Raw genomic sequence first — 17,535 nt, 5'->3', positions numbered from 1 at the left:
GTTTTGGGCCCCTACCGGTCAATCCAGGTCGGGCAGCCGCTGGATCCCCTCGATCGAAAGCTGCGCCAGCGCGTCGGCGACGCGGCGTCCCGCAATGATACGGTCAGGCGCGATCTCGGCCAGCGGCACCAGCACGAAGGCGCGCTCGAAAGCCCGCGGATGCGGCAGCGTCAGTTCCGGCTTGTCGAGCCTGACGTCATCATAGGCGATCAAATCGAGGTCGAGGGTGCGCGGACCCCACCGCGTCTCATGAGCGCGGTCACGGCCGAATTTTTTCTCGATCTTGTGCAGCGTGAACAGCAGCGCATGCGGATCGAGGCTGGTCTCGATCTCGATACAGGCATTGGTAAATGGCGCCTGGTCTTCCTCGCCCCAGGGCGAGGTGGTGTAATCCGAAGACCGCGCGAGCAGGGCGGCCTGTGTCATGCCGCAAATATTGGCGATGGCTTTCTTGAATGTGGCGCGGACGTCGCCGACATTGCCGCCGAGTGCGATCAGCACATCCGCCATGTCAGGGCGATTGCCGCATGCGCGTCAGCACCACGCCGACATCCTCGAAGATCGCGGCGATCGGCGCATGCGGCTTGTGCACGGTGACCTTGACCGCATCGACGCGCGCAAACGCCGTGAGTATCGCGTCTGCTACGGCGCCGGCGGCGCGCTCCAGCAGCTTGTAATTGGTGTTCTTGAACGCCGCCGTCGCGGTCGCCACCACACTGGCATAGGACACGGTGTCGGACAGGTGATCGGTGCGTGAGGGTTCCGACAGATTGATGGAAAGTTCGAGATCGATGACGAAACGCTGGCCGACTTCGGTCTCGTGCTCCATCACGCCGTGGCGGGCATGGATGACGACGCCGGTGATGAAGATCGTATCGCTGTCGCTCATCCCTGTTCCCTGATTGCCGCGGCCACGCGCAGCGCCTGTACGGTTTCGGCGACGTCATGCGCCCGGATGATCCGCGCCCCGTTCTGGGCCGCCAGCAGATGAGCGGCGATCGAGCCGCCGAGACGCTGATGCGGCTCCGACGGCGTCACCGTGCTGATGAAGCGTTTGCGCGAGGCGCCGACCAACAGTGGCAGTCCGAACGACTGCAACTCAGCGAGCCGCGCCAGTGCGGTCATGCTCTGCTCGGGCGTCTTGCCGAAGCCGATACCGGGATCGAGGATAATTTTGTCAGGCGAAATTCCGGCGCGGGCAGCAATGTCGAGCGAGGCTGCAAAGAAATTGGCGATGTCCTGCATGATGTCGATAGCAGGATCGGCACTCTCGCGGTTATGCATGATGATGACGGGCGCGCCGCGCTCGGCGACGAGGCCAGCCATGCCGGAATCGCGCTGCAGGCCCCAGACATCGTTGGCGATGGCGGCGCCCTGATGGAGCGCCCAGGCGACGACGGCCGATTTCATGCTGTCGATCGACACGGGAATTCCGAGCGCGACCACGTCAGGCAGCACCGGCTGCAGGCGCTTCAATTCTTCGTCCGCCGAGATCGGTTCCGACCCGTAGGGCCGGGTAGATTCCGCGCCAATGTCGATGATGTCGGCACCCTCGGCAATCATCCGCCGGGCTTGGGCCAGCGCGCGCTCGGGGGCGGCGAATTGCCCGCCGTCCGAGAATGAATCAGGCGTTACATTCAGGACGCCCATTACCGCCGGATAGGGCCTGGACAGCAGCGCAGGCAGCACCGGATGACCGGCCGGACCGGTCGCGGCGGTAGGTCTGGGCTTGGCTGCGATCATGCGGTCGCTTTGCGCGGTCCGCGCCGCCGAGTCAAGGCGTGACAGCCGGCTCCCGCGCGCCGTCCTGACCGGCTTCAGTAGCTGATTTTCGGAGCAAGCTTGCGCGCCTGCTCGATCAGTTGCTCGACCGATCTTTCGGAGGGCAGAACCCGGACCAGCTTGCACCTGGTATTCACGTCTTTCATGTTCTGGGCGAGCCGCGCCGGATTGCGGAGCGCGAGCTCACGCACGGTGGTGACGCCGGCCGCGCGCACCAGGCCGGCCTTGGCCTTGCCCATGCCGGGAATTCGCATGTAGTCGGAAAAATTGGCCCATTCGAGCAGTTGCTGTTCGCTGATGCCGGTCTTCGCCGCGAGCGCTTTGCGTCCTTTGACTGTGCGGGCGGCTTCCAGCAGCGCTTCAGTTGTGCGAATGCCCTGCGATTTCAGCTTCGAGGCGGAGTAGGCGGTCAAGCCTTCGATCTCGGAGAGGGGATATGTCATGATACTCAATAAAAAAGAATGTGCTCAGGCCGAATGTGCTCAGAAGAGATACGCTATTACGCTAACTGGCTGAGGCCCGGCGTCCCTGAAATGATTTCGCCCATTTGATCCGCTCCGATTTTGTCGCGGCCGAACCTGAAAAGTTCACGCGCCACGTTTTGAATCTCGCTCATGCCCAGACCGAGCGCCATCAGCCTGGTGCCGACCGCCATCAAGCCTCCGCCCATCAGCCGCGAGAAGCCGCCATTGCCGCTGGAGGCCGCAATCGCAGCTTCGGCACCCGGAATTTGGTCGATCAGGGCCTGAACCTTGTCGGAAGGCCCCTCGTTACGGAGAAAACCCAGAACGATTCCGACGGTCTTTTCAGCGACAACGCTATCGATGCCGGCCTTGGAGGCCAACCGTCCTATCAGTTCGTCCATATTGCCCCGTCCCCAACCGGTTTTACCGGGTCGTCTGCTTGTAAATTGATCTTGAGCGCCTGCGATCTGAAATACAAGCGATCAACGCACATCAAGGCGGTGTGGTTCTCGATTCGCGCGGCGAGTGTTGCAGCGATGCAAGAGTGAATGCCCGATTCATACAGAGTTATTGCGCTGCGCCCTCGTTTTTTCTGCCGGAGGTCGGAAAAAAGTATGAGAGGCACGGTCCTTGGTGCGCTGCGACGGTGCCGCTGACGGTTTCAATCAGCGGACAGGATGCGATATGATGGTGTGACTTGACACCTAGAGCTCCCCGATGCGCGATGAGGCGATGTGATGGCGACCTCCGATAACAAGACCGCTGATACCGACGAGAAGATTTTCATCGGGAAGGGCGAAGAGACAGCCTGGCTTGCGCTTGCGCTTGCCAATCGGCATGGCCTTGTCACCGGAGCGACCGGGACCGGCAAGACCGTGTCGCTGCAGGTCATGGCGGAGGGCTTTGCCCGCGCCGGTGTTCCTGTGTTTGCGGCCGATATCAAGGGCGACTTGTCCGGTATCTCCGAAGTCGGCGAGGCCAAGGATTTCATCCTCAAGCGCGCCGGTGAGATGGGCCTGAAATTCCAGCCGGACCAGTTCTCGACGGTGTTCTGGGACGTGTTCGGCGAGCAGGGCCATCCGGTTCGCGCCACGGTTACGGAAATGGGACCGCTATTGCTGTCGCGGATGCTCGATCTGAACGACGTGCAGGAAGGCGTCCTCAATGTCGCATTCCGCGTCGCGGATGAAAACGGCTTGACGCTGATCGACATGAAGGATCTGCGGTCGCTGTTGGACGCGATCGCGCCCAACGGCAGCAAGAAGGGCCCGGATGCCGAAGAAGATCCGCTTGCCGAGATCCGAAAGGCCGCGCAGGGTTTTGGCAACGTCAGCAAGGCGACAGTGGGGACGATTCAGCGCCAGCTTCTGGTGCTGGAAAACCAGGGCGGCACGAAATTCTTCGGCGAGCCGGCGCTGGCGCTGAAGGATTTCATGAAGACCGACAGCGACGGTCGCGGGATGGTCAATATCCTGGTTGCAGACAAGCTGATGCAGAGCCCCAGGCTCTACGCCACCTTCCTGTTGTGGATGCTGTCGGAGCTGTTTGAAGAACTGCCGGAAGCCGGCGACCTGCCGAAGCCGAAACTGGTGTTCTTCTTCGACGAGGCGCATCTGTTGTTCAACGATGCGCCGAAGGCGCTGCTGGACAAGATCGAGCAGGTGGTCCGGCTGATCCGCTCCAAGGGCGTCGGCGTCTATTTCGTCACGCAAAACCCGATCGACGTGCCGGACAAGGTGCTGGCCCAATTGGGCAACCGCGTGCAGCACGCGTTGCGCGCCTTCACGCCGCGCGACCAGAAGGCGGTGAATGCGGCGGCGCAGACCTTCCGACCCAACCCCAAGCTCGATACCGCCCGCGTCATCATGGAACTCGGCAAGGGTGAAGCGCTGGTGTCGTTCCTCGAAGGCGGCGGCACGCCGACCATGGTCGAACGCGTCATGATCCGGCCGCCGACGGCGCGGATCGGGCCGATCACGCCGGAGGAGCGCAAGGCGATCATGAACAACAGCCCGGTCAAGGGCAAATATGATACCGCGGTCGACGCCGAATCCGCCTATGAGATGCTGCAGAAGCGCGTGGCCGGAACGGCGGCGCCTGCGGATGGAGCGGATGGCGGCGCTGGTGCCGGCGGCGGAGTTCTCGGACAGATCGGTTCGATCGTCGGCACGATCTTCGGCACCAATGTCAAGCGCGGCAGGCTGTCGACTGGCCAGGTGATTGCGCGCGACGTTACGCGGTCGGTCACCAACAAGGTGGTCGGCGGCATTGTCGCCGATCTCGGCAAGTCGGTCGGCGGATCGCTTGGCAGTTCGGTCGGGCGCGCGCTGGTGCGCGGCGCGCTCGGCGGATTGCTGCGGCGGTAAGACTTTTTCGAGCGAAGTGGCAGTCGGTTTCGCGTGAAGAACTGCGACGTAATCTCCTCTGAATCCGGAACGAGCGCGTGCTGAGATATCCGTCGCTACGAAGGCCGCTCGATATCCTGTTTCTGGTCTGCTGCATCGCCTTGACTGCCGATGTCCTGGTCCCGGAAATCTGGGGCAACGGCAAGACCAAGGACTATCCGCTGTGGTTCTGGGCGGGGCAGCAGGTGCTGCAGGGCAGCAATCTCTACCCCGACGATCCCGCCACCTATTTCGAATTCATCTATCCGCCGCTGTCGGCGTTGCTGCTCGCGATCCCGAGCTGGTTCGGCAAGATCCCGCTTTATCTCTGCCTGTCGTTTCTCAATGTCGTCGCGTGGTGGATGACGGCGCAGTTCTCGCACGCGATGGCGGGATCGGGGCGCAAGCCCGGGCCCCGGCTGGAAGCGCTTCCGGGCTTCGTCACCGTCACCTTCGTGTTCGACATGTTCGACCTCGGCCAGCCGAACCTCGTGCTGCTGGCGCTGATGCTTTACGGATTCTGGTTGCTGCGCGATCACCGTGGCTGGATGGCAGGCAGCATGTTTGCGCTCGCCGCCGCCATCAAGGTGTTTCCGGTGGCGGTGCTGCCTTATCTGGTGTGGCGAAGACAATGGGCGGCAGCGGCGAGCATGCTGGTGTTCGTCGGCCTGTTCCTGTTCGTGCTGCCGGCGCCGTTTCGCGGCTTCCAGCACAATGTCACGGAGCTGAAGACCTGGTACCAGGGCATGGTGGGGACCAGTTCGGAGAAGGGGTTCGGACAGCGCGACGAGCAGAACTGGTCATGGGTCAATCAGTCGATCATCGCGGTGACGCACCGACTGACGCGGCCCGTCAACTACAATCAGGACAATCCGTCCAAGCCCGTGCGCACGATGAACGTCGTCGATGTCGATTTCAGAACGGCGAACTGGATCGTGCTGGCGATCTCGCTTGTAATCGGGCTCGGTTATCTTGCGGTGATGCCGCCGGCGTCCCGTCGCACCGAACGTTCGGATGCCGAAGAGATCGGTATCCTGTTTTGCCTGATCACGGCGGCTTCGCCGCTGGCCCGCCAGTATTACTTCCTGTGGCTGTTCTTTCCGATCACCGTTTTGGTCCACCGCGCCGCCTACGATCCGCGCCCGGCGGTCAAAACCGGAACCTGGGCGTTGCTTGCCATTGCGGGCGGCTTGTTGTGCCTGTCGCTGCCGCTGTTTCCGGTTGATCTGCAGGCCTATGGCAACAATCTTGCCGCCACCGTCGTGCTCGTAGCGGGGCTGGTCTGGCACCTGCGCCATCCACCCGCTGCGGATGCCGCCTTGCCTCAGGCTATAGGCAAGCTACAACTTGATGCCAATAGCAAGGCTCACAGCCAAGGGTAATTGAGGATAATCAGCCATGTCCAACGCCAATATCCAGCCGGTCCTCGATCACATCGACGCCGATTTCGACAACAGCCTCGAGCGGCTGTTCGCGCTGTTGCGGATCAAGTCGATCTCGGCCGACCCGGCCTTCGCCGGCGATTGCAAGGCGGCCGCCGATCATCTGGCGAAGGACATCGCGACGCTCGGCTTCAAGGCCGAGGTGAGGCCGACGGCGGGACATCCCGCGATCGTCGCCAAAGCGAACGGCAGCAGCGACGGCCGGCCGCACGTTCTGTTCTACGGCCACTATGATGTGCAGCCGGTCGATCCGCTCAATCTATGGCACCGCCCGCCGTTCGAGCCCGTCGTCACCGACCATGCCGATGGCCGCAAAATCATCGTCGCGCGCGGCGCGGAGGACGACAAGGGCCAGCTGATGACCTTCATCGAGGCCTGCCGCGCCTGGAAGAAGGTCACGGGATCACTGCCGGTCGACATCACGATCCTGATCGAGGGCGAAGAAGAAGTTGGCTCGAAGAATTTCGTGCCGTTTATCGAGGCGATCAAGGATGAGTTGAAAGCCGACTTCGCGCTCGTCTGCGACACCGGCATGTGGGACCCGAACACGCCCGCCATCACCACTTCGCTGCGCGGCTTGGTGTATGACGAGGTCACCATCAAGGCCGCCAACCGCGACCTGCATTCCGGTGTGTTCGGCGGCGGCGCGCGCAACCCGATCCGCGTGCTGACCAACATCCTCGGCGGCCTGTTTGACGACAACGGCCGCATCACCATTCCCGGCTTCTACGATGGTGTGAGGGATCTGCCGCCGGACATTCTGGCGCAGTGGAAGAACCTGAACCTCACGCCGGAGTCGTTCCTGAAGCCAATCGGCCTCTCGATCCCCGCCGGCGAAAAGGATCGCCTGTTGATCGAGCAAGTGTCCTCGCGTCCGACCTGCGACATCAACGGCATCATCGGCGGCTATACTGGCGAGGGCTCGAAAACCGTGATCCCGGCGGAAGCTTCCGCCAAGATCTCCTTCCGTCTGGTCGAAGGCCAGGACCCGCAGAAGATCAAGAAGGCGTTCCGCGATTATGTCACCGCGCGGCTTCCGGGCGACTGCAAGGCCCTCTTCACCGAGCACTCCAGCGGGGCGGCCATCGCGCTCGACTGGAACATGAAGCCGTTGGCGGCTGCCAAGCGCGCGCTGACCGAGGAATGGGGCAAGGAGGCGCTGCTGGTCGGCTCCGGCGCGTCGATCCCGATCGTTGCGGATTTCAAGCGCACGCTCGGCCTCGACAGCCTGCTGATCGGCTTCGGTCTCGACGACGACAACATCCATTCGCCGAACGAGAAGTACGACCTGAAGAGCTATCACAAGGGCATCCGCTCCTGGGCGCGGATTTTGGGAGCACTGGCCGAGGCGAAGTAGGAGGTCCTACGACTGACATCGGTCGCTCTTCGCCATTTGTCTTCGTATGGCGCTCAGATGAGTTCCTGGGCGAGTCCGATGAGAAGCCCTTCAGGCCCACGGATGTAGCACAGCCGATACGCGTCTTTGTACTGGACGATTTCGCCGACGAGTTGCGCGCCGCGCGTGCGGAGCCTTTCGAGCGTCTCGTCGATGTCGTCCACGGCGAACATGACGCGGAGGTAGCCCAGCGCGTTGACCGGGGCGTTCCGGTGATCTGCGACGACAGGCGGCGCAAGGAAGCGCGAGAGCTCGAGCCGGCTGTGGCCGTCCGGCGTGCGCATCATGGCAATCTCGACATGCTGATTGCCCAGTCCAGTGACACGTCCGGCCCATTCTCCTTCGATCGTGGCCCGCCCTTCGAGTTCGAGGCCGAGTTCGCGAAAGAAATCAATCGCCCCTCCGAGGTCTTCGACGACGATTCCTACGTTGTCCATCCGCTTGAGCGCCATGTTTCCAATCTCCAAGGTCTCGAAATCGGGGGCATGCTCCGCTTTGCCCGCCTTACGAAAAGCAAAAACGCCGCCCGGGATTGGGCGGCGTTTGGACGTGTAGAGGTATGTAGCCGGTAGTTTAGCACATCTGCGCGGCGCGTCCACCGCTCACTCCACCGGGTAAGGTCCCTCGCCAAAAACGCGGTCGTGATAGCCCTTGCTGCCGATCTCGCGCGCGAGTGGACTGCGGATGTCCTCGCCGGCCCGCAGCCGCGCAATCAGCGCGCGGAAATCATGGCGCGGCTGCCAGCCGAGCTCGGCCCGGGCCCGGTCGTTGACGTAGACGCGATCGATGGAAGGCGTCATCGTCCAGCCGCGCCGTGCGAATCCGGCCTCATAGTCCGGCACGTAACGGCGAACGACTTGCGGCGCGTGATCGCGCAAATCTGCCGCGTCATGACGCGCGAATGGCGTGGTGGCGCTGATGATGTATTTGGCGAAGCCGGCCGTTGGCGCGGATTGGGCGGCGAGCAGGTGCGCGCTGACCACGTCCTCGATGTCGACGCGGCGATAGAGGAACTCGTTGGTCTTGATGTTGGCGTCGGCATAGACCTCGCGGACCGCGCGGTTGTCGTCCTCTTCGGGAAAGAAACGCGAGGTGCGCAGCACGATGGTGCGAAGCGAATGATTGCGCGCGAACAGTTGGCACAGATCCTCCGCAGCCGCCTTGGTGACACCATAGATATTTTTCGGCACCGCCGTGACGTCTTCGGTGATCCAGGCCGCCGGTTCGCCCGGCGGCGGCACCAGCGCGTCGCCAAAGACGCTTGTGGTGCTGGTGTAGACGAACGCCTTGACGCCCGCTGCGGCGGCTTCCTCGAGCAGGTTGAGCGTGCCCGTGATGTTGACGTCGACGAAGTCCTGCCGGCTATGCGTCGCCACATGCGGCTTGTGCAGCGTCGCGGCATGCATCACGGTCGTGACGCGCGTCATGCACCGTCGCACGAAGGCGCGGTCGGTGATGGAGCCCACCTGATGCGTGAACGCGCCGGGCAGAACATCGATGCCGATGGCCTCGCGCCGTTGCGCCTGCAACGTGCGCATCAGCGCCTCGCCCAAATGGCCGGAACTGCCGGTCACCAATACCGTCACGCCGCCAAACCTTTCGCGCGTTCGCCCGGCTCAGGTCTTGTAGCTGGGATCGATGCGGTCGAGTTTGCGCAGCAACGGCGGCCACACCAGATTGGTCGAGCGCCGTTCCGCGAAGTCGGCATTGCCGAACAGTTGTTCGTTCTTGTCGATCACGGCCTGTTCGATCGGGTAGGCGGTCGGGCCCAGCATGCGGGTGCGCACCTGCATCGTGCAGGCCCGCTCCAGATGGTACATGCGCTCGAAGGCGGAGGCGACCGAACGGCCGACCGTCAGCGTGCCGTGGTTGCGCAACAGCATGTGGTTCTTGTTGCCGAGGTCCTTCTGCAGCGGCGGGCGTTCGTCATGGTCCAGCGCCACGCCTTCATAGTCGTGGTAGGCGAGGTCGTGGGTGACGAATTGCGCGGTCTGGTTCATCGGCAGCAGGCCTTCCATGCAGCTTGCGACCGCCGTTCCATCGGGCGTGTGCAGATGAAGCACGCAGCCGGCGTCCGCGCGCACCTCGTGGATCGCCGAATGGATGGTGAAGCCGGCCGGGTTGATGCTGTATTCGCTCTCGCTGAGCTGATTGCCGTGGAGATCGACCTTCACCAGGCTCGACGCCGTGATTTCCTCGAACATCAATCCATACGGGTTGATCAGGAAGTGATGGTCGGGGCCCGGCACGCGCGCCGAGATGTGGGTGTCGACCAGATCGTCCCAGCCATACAGCGCGACGAGGCGATAGCAGGCGGCGAGATTGACGCGCTGGTTCCACTCGGCGTCCGTCATGCCGGACGGAACCTGCTGCAGGCGAGCTTCGACTGGCGACATGGCGCGCTTTCTCCGAAAAATTGTTGATTTCGAAGGCGAGCCTAGCCCTGTGCCGGACGGGCAGCAAGGCGGATGTCCTGCGTGGCAGTCATGCTATCGCGGCGATGCGCCGCTACGGCGCTGGAATGGCCAGAAGGGTCGAGATGGCGCGGCCGCGGATATCGTAGACGCGCGCGAACACGACATCGTCACGCTTGATTTCCACCATGACGGGCGCGGTGAGGCCCTTGCAGTAGAACTCGCCCAGCGTCATCGCGAAGTCGGCGGACTGACTGTCCCAGCCGATCGTAAAATCGGGGCCGAGCGCCACCTGCGCCGGACGCTGCGGGCCGCACACCGCGACCTTCCATTTGCGCCCCTGCGGCGCTGATTCCTGCCGCTCGACCAGCTCTTCGCGCAGGCCATCGGATGCCTGCTTCAGCGCCAGTCCCCAATAGTCCAGCATGAAGAAATTGTCGGCGGAGCGCACGGTGCCGGCGATGTGGTTGAAATGGGTGTATTCGTAGGGGTGCAGGCGGATCATCTCGCTGAGCGGCAACAGCAGGCCGAACGTGAACACCGCCAGCGCGGCGGGCTGCCAGCGTCGGTGATTATTCTTGAGCCAGTTCATGCCCCAGGCGAACGATATGCCGGCGAGCACCGCCATCGGCGGGATCACGAAAACGAAATGCCGGATGCCGTTGTAGAGCGCCGGTCGCTTCACCATCGCGATCACCAGCGGCAGGCTGGCCGCCAGCGTCAGCATCAGCAAGATGGTCTTGCGGCGGGCTGACACGTCGGCGCGCGACAGCGACATCAAGGTGCCGACGACGCCGGCGAGCAGCAGCGCGAGCAACACCTCGGGAAGCTGCAGCGCAAACAGCGTCGGCAGGTAGGACCACGGCATATCAGGCACCGAGACCAGCGCGCCGTCGAACATTTCCTTCCAGGGCTTTTCGAAGAAGTGCGAGAAATAGGTCAGCGCCTTGAAGGGATGGTCCGCCTCCATGATCGACCACGGCCATACCAGGCCCATGATCAGGTATCCGAGCACGAGGCCGGGCAGCAGCACGTACATGACATGGGCGAAGCGGCGGATCGCTTCGCGTGAACCTTGCGTGCGGACGTCATCGACCAGCAGCGGGACGAAGCCCACCAGCGCATAGACCAGCGCCAGCCCGCCGAGAATCCGGCAGCCGATGGAGAGACCGGCGCCGAGGCCGACGATCAGGATGGTTCGCGGCGAGGGGGCGGGATATTCCTCGGCGAGGCGCACCAGACCCAGGATCAGGATCACCATCGAGACGGCAAACGGCGCGTCTTTCGGGTTCATGAACATGTGCCCGTAAAAGGTCGGGCACAGCGCCAGCAGCAGCAGCGCCGCGAGCCCGGCAAGCGGGCCGCCGACGCGCCGCGCCAGCCGCCAGGTCACGGCAAGGCCAATGACGCCGACGACGGCGCCGAGCAGGCGGCGCGTTTCAAACAGTTCGAGCGGGATGATCTTGTGCAGCAGGGCCGCCGCCATGTCGAAGCCGCCGCCATACATATAGAGGTTGGCGAACGACAGCGCGCCGGTGTCCTTGAAACCGGAACCATACATCCGCAACAGCAGGTCGGCATATTCGGCGTGTGTGTAGTCGTCCCAGCCGAGCCCGTAGTCACGGAAGGTCAGGCCTGCGACAAGGGTGACCACGGCCAGCACAAAGATGGCAAGGTCGTCGCAGGTCCGCTCCACCGAGCGCCGCGCGGGCGTATCGAGGGCAGAAGTCGTGATCGATGACATGGCGATTGGTAACCCAGCGTCCCTATGGCCCAGCGTGGATATTCTTGAGCCTCATTCCCCGGGTACCCATATAGCGTAGTTCCATTTCCAAGTAATTGGGAATTGTGGCTTAAATCCCTGATGCAATGCAACAAAAGGGCAGTAATTGGTAGGCGGTAAAACTACGGCCGGTGGGCTGAACGGCACCTGAATGGCGGCACAAATGCCTGCGACCGGAATCCTGCAACGTGACAATGCTCTCGCGGAACCTTGGATGTAATTGGCGGTTGGCGGTGCGGACAATATGACGGTATCGTGGCGTGGGTGGGCGGCTTGCGAGCGTTTCGGGCGCGGCTGAGGGGTTAGTTCAATGATGTTCGTTATGTTGGTCGCAGGGATCGGCCTTGTTTTGGCGGGCCTGTTGGCGACCGGCTATGGAATCTCGATCAAGGAATTCAGTACTGGCAACACGCTCATCATCACCGGTGTGATGGCTGTTTGTACCGGCGCCATGATGCTTGCGCTCTGGATGGCGGTCAGGGAATTGAAGACGATCGCGCGCCGGCTCGGCACTGGCGTGCCTGAAGCGCACGGGGACGCCCGAGGTGAGGCCATGATGCGGCCGGTGCTTCCCGTTGCCGCGACGCGGGATTCCGCCCCCGCCAGTGGCGGCTTCCCGGCCGCCGAGCAGCCGGGCGGTCCCGGGCCCTTCTCTCCAGCGCCGCCGCCGGCGTTCGCTCCAGCGCCGCCGCCGCCGTGGCAGAACGAGGCTGTCCTGCGTGATCATCCGATTCCGGAACCGATGCACCCCGAACCGTCGTCGGCTTCGAAACCGAAGCGCAATTTGCTGTTTTCATCGACGTCGCGAAAAGAGCGCGAGCGCGCCCAGGCACGGTCCAGCGAGACGTTGCCGCCCGACCTGCTGTCGTCGGACCTGCGCCCCCGGCCGCCCACCGCGCCGCCGGTCGAAACCGCCGAACCGCAGCCAGCATCGTTCGACGATGCCTGGCCGAAAGCGGAACGCGCAAGGCCCGGTGAAATTTCGCCGCAGCGGCGTGGCGGCCGCATGCCCCCAACGCTCGCGGAACCCAATGGCGGACCGGCGCGGCCTGAGGATCAGCCGGAGGTGACGGTGCTGAAATCGGGCGTTGTCGATGGCATGGCCTATTCGCTCTATTCCGACGGTTCGATCGAGGCCCAGATGCCGGAAGGGATGATGCGCTTCGCTTCGATCGACGAACTGCGCGCGCATCTCGATCAGCGGTCCTAGATGTTAATCTGGCGCGTTTGCTTGCCGCGAACCGGTCCCCACCGGGGTCAAGTCCGGGGCAGGCTTTCGCTGGAAATGCTCTGATACCGGCAATACTTGCCGCGAAGCCCGTCCTTGAAAATAAAGCGCCGTCGTTCTTGTCAGTTTCCCGGCACTTCGTTCATATTCGCCAAGTCGTACGAGACTCCACTGATGTATAGGCGCGGTTGGATACTGCCCGAACCGTATGGCCGACAGATGCATTCGTGACCCCAAAAGGTTGAGCCATGACCGATTCCGCCAGCAAGACGCCCGTCGAACTGACCGCCAATATCGTATCGGCCTATCTCAGCAACAATCCGACCCAGGCCTCGGAAATCCCGAACCTGATCAGCCAGGTCCATGCCGCGCTGATGCGCGTGTCGAGCGGCCGCCCCGAGACACCGCTCGAGCCGGCCAAGCCGGCCGTGTCGGTGAAGAAGTCGATGACCCCGGAATATCTGGTCTGCCTCGAGGACGGCAAGCGCTTCAAGTCGCTGAAGCGCCATCTGCGCACGCAATACAACATGACGCCGGAGCAATATCGCGACAAATGGGGCCTGCCGCCGGATTACCCGATGGTGGCGCCGAACTACGCGGTGGCGCGTTCACAACTCGCCAAGAAGATGGGCCTCGGCCAGCAGGCGCGGAAGCGGAAATAGTTCAAAGCGTTTTCAAGCGAAGTGGGTACCGGTTCGCGTAAAGAAAACGCGTCAAACATAAGCTCTGAACGTCAGGAAGCCGCGGCCAGCGCTTCGCGAGCGTCGAAGCGGATGCGCTCGACCATGGAGCGCAGGCCATTGGAGCGCTGCGGCGTCAGGTGCTCGCGGAATCCGAATTCGTTGAATACGGCAAGCGCATCCGTCGCCAGGATCTGCTGCGGCGTGCGGCCGGAATAAAGCGTCAGCAGGATCGCGATCAGGCCGCGCACGATGTGGGCGTCGCTATCGCCCAGATATTTCAGCCGCGGTTCGCCGTTGCCGCTGCGATCGATCTGCCTGGAGAGCCAAACCTGGCTGACGCAGCCATTGACCTTGTTCTCCGCGGAATGCTCGGCCTCCGGCATCGGGTCAAGCATGCGGCCGAGTTCGATGACGTACCGGTAGCGGTCGTCCCACTCCTCCAGCAGCTCGAAATTGTCCCTGATTTCGTCGATCGTCATCTTGGTCCGCGTCCGTTTCCGTAAGGCCTTATATAGGATGCGGATCGAACGAAAGCGACGGAAATGGAACCGGTTCCGCAAGCTATTTTGAGGCCAACGGCGTCCGCGGCAGCCGCCATTCGATCGCCATATCGTCCTCCGTCAGCGCGTCGGCGGGCGACGCGTTCACGGCCACGGGCCCGGCGTCGTCGCCGATCGAGCTGGTATGGTCCGGCTTCTTGTCCGGAACGCCGGGATGGTCGGGCTTGGTGATGATCTTGTACAATTGGCGGGCGCCATCCTGGGCGCGCTGGCCGATCGCCGTCGCCGCCTGACCGCCGACCTCGCAGGCCGCCGGCTGGCGCTTGCAGAACTGGCCCATGTCGGAGACGGCGGCGGTCGCAGCCGATACGGCTTCGGAAGCGCCGATCTGCGGCACCTTGTCCGATTCAGGCGTCTTTTCCCTGGGCAACAGCACGAGCACCAGCCCGAGCCAGAATGCCATGCGAAGCAGAAAAAACATCTCGCGACCCCGGTCCGTCTCTTATGGTTGTGTTGCGGTTAAACCGCAGCTTTATTCCTGACTAACAGTCGTCGATAAATCGGAAGTGTTTGCATTGAGGTAAAGTCGTCGAAAATTCGCTGAAAATTGCAATGATTCGATTCGGCGTAAATTTTCGATTGACGACCAACTATCGCGTGAAAGTCCGCGCCGTTCGCGCATCCACCATTTCGAAACCATAGATCGATGGGGCTCTAAACCTGTCGTTCACCATCCGGGCCGAATGAGCGTCGTGCGAGGGCGTGAAACGCCCGCGAATGCACCGTGTTGGTCGGTCGCTCCCGGCGCCTTAGCGTTCGCTTAAGTTCGCTCTGACACGGTGGCGCAAAGATTGAGGGGGCGTTCCGGCGCGTCTGTCTGACGAACAAGCCGAAGCGCGAGAGCCGTGACTGTTTTGAGTATCATCCGCGATTGTCTCGATGCCTTGCTGCATCCCTCGGCAAGATATGATGCGTTGACGCGCGCGCGTCATCACGCGTTCATGGCGCCGCGGCTGCTCGGCAGCCTGGTGGCGCTGGCGGCTTTTCCGCTCTATCTGGCGATGCGCGGGGCGCCCACGGCGATCGAGGTCGCGGCTTTCGCCTGGCTGATCGCACCTATTCTGTTGTCCTGGTTCCTGTCGCGCACCGGCCGCTACGAAGGCGCGCATATCCTCTCCGCGCTGGCGCTGGCGGGCCTCGTCATGATGGTCGCCATAACCACCGGCGGCATCGAATCATTCGCCGCGGTCTGGCTCATCGTCGTTCCCCTGGAAGCCGCGCTGTCGGCCTCGCGCCGCGTGGTCGCGTTCGCTTCCGCGCTGGCGCTGTCATGCGTCGCCTTGCTGATCGCGCTCGGACATTTTCACTTCCTGCCGGTGCCGGAATCGAACGCGGCCCTGCGCAGCGTCCTGATGGGGGCCGGCGTCGCTTCCGCGACGCTCTATGCGGCAGGACTGGCCGTCAGCGCGGAATCGCTGGCGCGCACTTCGGTGGCGCTGCTCTATGTGGAGGAAGACCGCTATCGCTTGCTCGCGCGAAACATGAGCGACGTGATTTCGCGTCACAACCGCAACGGCGCCGTGGAATTCATTTCGCCGGCGGCGGAAGCCATGCTCGGTACGCCGGGCCCACGGCTCACCGGCCATGGCCTGTTCGACCGTGTCCATGTCGTCGATCGTCCGGCCTATCTCACGGCGCTGTCGGATGCCGCGCGCGGCAGCGAGCAACGCGTCGAATTTCGTTTGCGTCGCGACGCGGTTCGTGGCCAGAACATTTCCGCCGATTTCATCTGGGTCGAGATGCGTTGCCGGCCGCTCGAGCAGGTTTCGCCTGAGGCCGATGTCGTCGCCGTGATGCGCGATGTCACCGACCGCAAGGTCCAGGAGCAAGCCCTCGAACTGGCGCGCACCGCCGCCGAGCAGGCGGATGCCTCCAAGACGCGATTCCTGGCCACCATGAGCCACGAATTGCGCACGCCGCTGAACGCTATCATCGGCTTCTCCGAGATGATCGTGCATGAAGAGGCGATGATGCTCGATGCCGCGCGCCGCAAGGAATACGCGCAGTTGATCAACGATTCCGGCCAGCATCTGTTGTCGGTCGTCAACGGCATCCTCGATATCTCCAAGATGGAAACCGGAAATTTCGAAGTTTCGCCGGAACCGTTCGCGCCGCGCACGGCGCTCCTGCACTGCTGCAATTTGCTCGCGCTGAAGGCGCGAGACAACGGCGTCGATCTGATCACCCGCGCGGCGGAAGACTTGCCGGTGATGAACGGCGATCCCCGCGCATTCAAGCAGATCGCACTGAACCTCGTCGCCAATGCCATCAAGTTCACCGAGCGCGGCGGCAGCGTGACGGTTTCCGCAACGGTCGAGGGATCGCGGCTGATGCTGTGTGTCACCGATACCGGGGTCGGGATCGACGCCGAGGATCTCGCACGGATCGGCGATCCGTTCTTCCAGGCAGGCAAGACCTATCAGCGCAAGCACGAAGGCACCGGCCTCGGCCTGTCGATCGTGAAGGGCCTGGTCGGATTGCACAATGGCGAGATGAACGTGCAGAGCACGGTCGGCGAGGGCACCACGGTGACAGTTGCCTTGCCGCTTGACTTTGCGCCGCTGCTGACGCCTTCAAGCAACGTCGCGACGCTGAAACCGGCGCAGCGACCGGAATCACAGGATCAAGCCCATCAGGTGAAGAAGCGTGCCCAGGCGAATTGACGACGATGACGAGATGCCGCGCCGCCGCCGCCGCGGCGCGAAGGCGGCTGCGATTGAGGTGGAGGAAGAGCGCGGCCTTGTAATGCGCATCCTCCTGCATAGTCCGAAAGACATGGTCGCGGGCCTGCTCGCCGCTGCCGCGATCTGCGCCATCCTCGCCAATGCGTTGTTCCTGCAGGCCGGCCGGCATCCCTCGCCGATGTTCGGCTCGGTGGTGACGCTGCCGGCGCCGCAAGCCGCCGTGAGCCCGCTGCCGCGCCCGCGCCCGGTCGAACTGACCGCACGGCCGGTCGACGCAGAGCCGCCGGAAATCAGGCCGGTCGAGGCGAGGAGCGCTGATCCCAAACACGTCGAGATCAAGAGCGGCGATCCGAGGAGCGATTCCAAGGGCGATTCCAAGAACCCTGACCCGATGGCCAATCTGGTGGTTAAGTCGACCGGTGCGCCCACTGCTGCGCCCGCGAATGTGGCGCGTCCGCCCGCGTCGATTCCAGCCACCGCGCAGAGCGCCGGCGCGCGTCGCGTGGCGGCGGTGCAGCGCGCGCTCACCCAATATGGCTATGGCCAGTTGAAGCCGACCGGCGCGGTCGGCTCAGACACGCAGGCTGCAATCTCGAAATTCGAGCGCGACCGCAAGCTCCCGGTGACCGGGCAAATGTCCGATCGGCTGGTGAAGGAGCTCACGGCGATGATCGGGCATCCGATCGACTAGCTTCCGCGTGGTCGCTGTCCTATC

General features: G+C 63.2%; 18 protein-coding genes. 7 read left to right on the top strand and 11 right to left on the bottom strand.

Going from position 1 to position 17,535, the window contains the following annotated elements; genetic code table 11:
• Positions 1-18: 18 nt before the first annotated feature.
• From folK to V1293_RS11665, 5 genes are all read right to left on the bottom strand, one after another.
• Positions 19-510, bottom strand: coding sequence for a 2-amino-4-hydroxy-6-hydroxymethyldihydropteridine diphosphokinase (gene folK, locus V1293_RS11685; RefSeq protein WP_334509557.1), 492 nt, complete (start codon positions 508-510; stop codon positions 19-21).
• A gap of 1 nt (position 511) precedes the next feature.
• Positions 512-889 carry a dihydroneopterin aldolase gene (folB, locus tag V1293_RS11680; protein WP_334509555.1) on the bottom strand — a complete coding sequence of 126 codons (378 nt, stop codon included), beginning with the start codon at positions 887-889 and terminating at the stop codon, positions 512-514.
• Complete coding sequence (gene folP, locus V1293_RS11675; RefSeq protein ID WP_334509552.1) at positions 886-1,743, bottom strand: dihydropteroate synthase; 858 nt, start codon at positions 1,741-1,743, stop codon at positions 886-888. The genes folB and folP overlap by 4 nt, the downstream gene beginning before the upstream one ends.
• A gap of 74 nt (positions 1,744-1,817) precedes the next feature.
• Positions 1,818-2,225 carry a DUF4332 domain-containing protein gene (locus V1293_RS11670; RefSeq protein WP_334509549.1) on the bottom strand — a complete coding sequence of 136 codons (408 nt, stop codon included), beginning with the start codon at positions 2,223-2,225 and terminating at the stop codon, positions 1,818-1,820.
• Between the two features lie 56 nt (positions 2,226-2,281).
• A complete protein-coding gene (locus V1293_RS11665; RefSeq protein WP_334509547.1) occupies positions 2,282-2,647 on the bottom strand; it encodes a DUF2267 domain-containing protein in 366 nt (121 codons plus the stop codon).
• Positions 2,648-2,983: 336 nt separating this feature from the next.
• Between V1293_RS11665 and V1293_RS11660 the strand changes: the two genes are divergently transcribed.
• The 3 genes from V1293_RS11660 to V1293_RS11650 all read left to right on the top strand — a co-directional run bounded on the left by V1293_RS11660 (position 2,984) and on the right by V1293_RS11650 (position 7,429).
• Positions 2,984-4,612: a helicase HerA-like domain-containing protein gene (locus V1293_RS11660; protein ID WP_334509545.1), complete on the top strand. Its 1,629-nt coding sequence runs from the start codon at positions 2,984-2,986 to the stop codon at positions 4,610-4,612.
• Between the two features lie 77 nt (positions 4,613-4,689).
• Positions 4,690-6,012: a glycosyltransferase family 87 protein gene (locus tag V1293_RS11655; RefSeq protein ID WP_334509543.1), complete on the top strand. Its 1,323-nt coding sequence runs from the start codon at positions 4,690-4,692 to the stop codon at positions 6,010-6,012.
• A gap of 16 nt (positions 6,013-6,028) precedes the next feature.
• Positions 6,029-7,429, top strand: coding sequence for a M20/M25/M40 family metallo-hydrolase (locus tag V1293_RS11650; RefSeq protein ID WP_334509541.1), 1,401 nt, complete (start codon positions 6,029-6,031; stop codon positions 7,427-7,429).
• A gap of 53 nt (positions 7,430-7,482) precedes the next feature.
• Here the strand turns inward: V1293_RS11650 and V1293_RS11645 are convergent, their stop codons facing one another.
• From V1293_RS11645 to V1293_RS11630, 4 genes are all read right to left on the bottom strand, one after another.
• Positions 7,483-7,920 (bottom strand): VOC family protein, encoded by a 438-nt coding sequence (locus V1293_RS11645; protein WP_334516703.1) that lies wholly within the window; start codon positions 7,918-7,920, stop codon positions 7,483-7,485.
• A 150-nt stretch (positions 7,921-8,070) separates the two neighbouring features.
• Positions 8,071-9,054, bottom strand: a complete 984-nt coding sequence (locus V1293_RS11640) for an NAD-dependent epimerase/dehydratase family protein (RefSeq protein WP_334509538.1) — start codon at positions 9,052-9,054, stop codon at positions 8,071-8,073.
• 30 nt (positions 9,055-9,084) lie between these two features.
• Positions 9,085-9,864 (bottom strand): class II aldolase/adducin family protein, encoded by a 780-nt coding sequence (locus V1293_RS11635; RefSeq protein ID WP_334509536.1) that lies wholly within the window; start codon positions 9,862-9,864, stop codon positions 9,085-9,087.
• Positions 9,865-9,976: 112 nt separating this feature from the next.
• Positions 9,977-11,626 (bottom strand): glycosyltransferase family 39 protein, encoded by a 1,650-nt coding sequence (locus tag V1293_RS11630; protein ID WP_334509534.1) that lies wholly within the window; start codon positions 11,624-11,626, stop codon positions 9,977-9,979.
• Between the two features lie 349 nt (positions 11,627-11,975).
• Here V1293_RS11630 and V1293_RS11625 point away from each other — a divergent pair, with 349 nt between their 5' ends.
• Positions 11,976-12,875, top strand: coding sequence for a DUF308 domain-containing protein (locus V1293_RS11625; RefSeq protein WP_334509532.1), 900 nt, complete (start codon positions 11,976-11,978; stop codon positions 12,873-12,875).
• A gap of 266 nt (positions 12,876-13,141) precedes the next feature.
• Positions 13,142-13,555 carry a MucR family transcriptional regulator gene (locus V1293_RS11620; RefSeq protein ID WP_108513078.1) on the top strand — a complete coding sequence of 138 codons (414 nt, stop codon included), beginning with the start codon at positions 13,142-13,144 and terminating at the stop codon, positions 13,553-13,555.
• Positions 13,556-13,626: 71 nt separating this feature from the next.
• Here the strand turns inward: V1293_RS11620 and V1293_RS11615 are convergent, their stop codons facing one another.
• Both V1293_RS11615 and V1293_RS11610 read right to left on the bottom strand, forming a co-directional pair.
• Positions 13,627-14,055 (bottom strand): SufE family protein, encoded by a 429-nt coding sequence (locus tag V1293_RS11615; RefSeq protein ID WP_334509529.1) that lies wholly within the window; start codon positions 14,053-14,055, stop codon positions 13,627-13,629.
• Between the two features lie 82 nt (positions 14,056-14,137).
• Positions 14,138-14,557, bottom strand: coding sequence for a DUF5330 domain-containing protein (locus V1293_RS11610; protein ID WP_334509527.1), 420 nt, complete (start codon positions 14,555-14,557; stop codon positions 14,138-14,140).
• A 424-nt stretch (positions 14,558-14,981) separates the two neighbouring features.
• On the opposite strand from V1293_RS11610, the gene V1293_RS11605 reads away from it, so the two are divergent.
• Together V1293_RS11605 and V1293_RS11600 are read left to right on the top strand one after the other, a co-directional pair.
• The gene (locus V1293_RS11605) at positions 14,982-16,799 is read left to right on the top strand and encodes a sensor histidine kinase (protein ID WP_334509525.1); all 1,818 of its coding nucleotides are present in this window, start codon (positions 14,982-14,984) and stop codon (positions 16,797-16,799) included.
• A complete protein-coding gene (locus V1293_RS11600) occupies positions 16,783-17,511 on the top strand; it encodes a peptidoglycan-binding domain-containing protein (RefSeq protein ID WP_334509523.1) in 729 nt (242 codons plus the stop codon). Before V1293_RS11605 ends, V1293_RS11600 begins: the two co-directional genes overlap by 17 nt.
• Positions 17,512-17,535 lie beyond the last annotated feature (24 nt).

This window comes from Bradyrhizobium sp. AZCC 1693, from assembly GCF_036924745.1.
Classification (GTDB): domain Bacteria; phylum Pseudomonadota; class Alphaproteobacteria; order Rhizobiales; family Xanthobacteraceae; genus Bradyrhizobium.
The sequence above is the reverse complement of the archived record's forward strand: the minus strand, read 5'-3'. Positions and strand labels throughout refer to the sequence as shown.

Coding starts and splice junctions, on each gene's coding strand:
- V1293_RS11660 (WP_334509545.1), top strand. CDS start 2,984: ATGGCGACCTCCGATAACAAGACCGCTGATACCGACGAGAAGATTTTC.
- V1293_RS11625 (WP_334509532.1), top strand. CDS start 11,976: ATGATGTTCGTTATGTTGGTCGCAGGGATCGGCCTTGTTTTGGCGGGC.
- V1293_RS11610 (WP_334509527.1), bottom strand. CDS start 14,557: ATGTTTTTTCTGCTTCGCATGGCATTCTGGCTCGGGCTGGTGCTCGTG.
- V1293_RS11650 (WP_334509541.1), top strand. CDS start 6,029: ATGTCCAACGCCAATATCCAGCCGGTCCTCGATCACATCGACGCCGAT.
- folB (WP_334509555.1), bottom strand. CDS start 889: ATGAGCGACAGCGATACGATCTTCATCACCGGCGTCGTCATCCATGCC.
- V1293_RS11645 (WP_334516703.1), bottom strand. CDS start 7,920: ATGGCGCTCAAGCGGATGGACAACGTAGGAATCGTCGTCGAAGACCTC.
- folK (WP_334509557.1), bottom strand. CDS start 510: ATGGCGGATGTGCTGATCGCACTCGGCGGCAATGTCGGCGACGTCCGC.
- V1293_RS11635 (WP_334509536.1), bottom strand. CDS start 9,864: ATGTCGCCAGTCGAAGCTCGCCTGCAGCAGGTTCCGTCCGGCATGACG.
- V1293_RS11670 (WP_334509549.1), bottom strand. CDS start 2,225: ATGACATATCCCCTCTCCGAGATCGAAGGCTTGACCGCCTACTCCGCC.
- V1293_RS11630 (WP_334509534.1), bottom strand. CDS start 11,626: ATGTCATCGATCACGACTTCTGCCCTCGATACGCCCGCGCGGCGCTCG.
- V1293_RS11620 (WP_108513078.1), top strand. CDS start 13,142: ATGACCGATTCCGCCAGCAAGACGCCCGTCGAACTGACCGCCAATATC.
- V1293_RS11665 (WP_334509547.1), bottom strand. CDS start 2,647: ATGGACGAACTGATAGGACGGTTGGCCTCCAAGGCCGGCATCGATAGC.
- folP (WP_334509552.1), bottom strand. CDS start 1,743: ATGATCGCAGCCAAGCCCAGACCTACCGCCGCGACCGGTCCGGCCGGT.
- V1293_RS11615 (WP_334509529.1), bottom strand. CDS start 14,055: ATGACGATCGACGAAATCAGGGACAATTTCGAGCTGCTGGAGGAGTGG.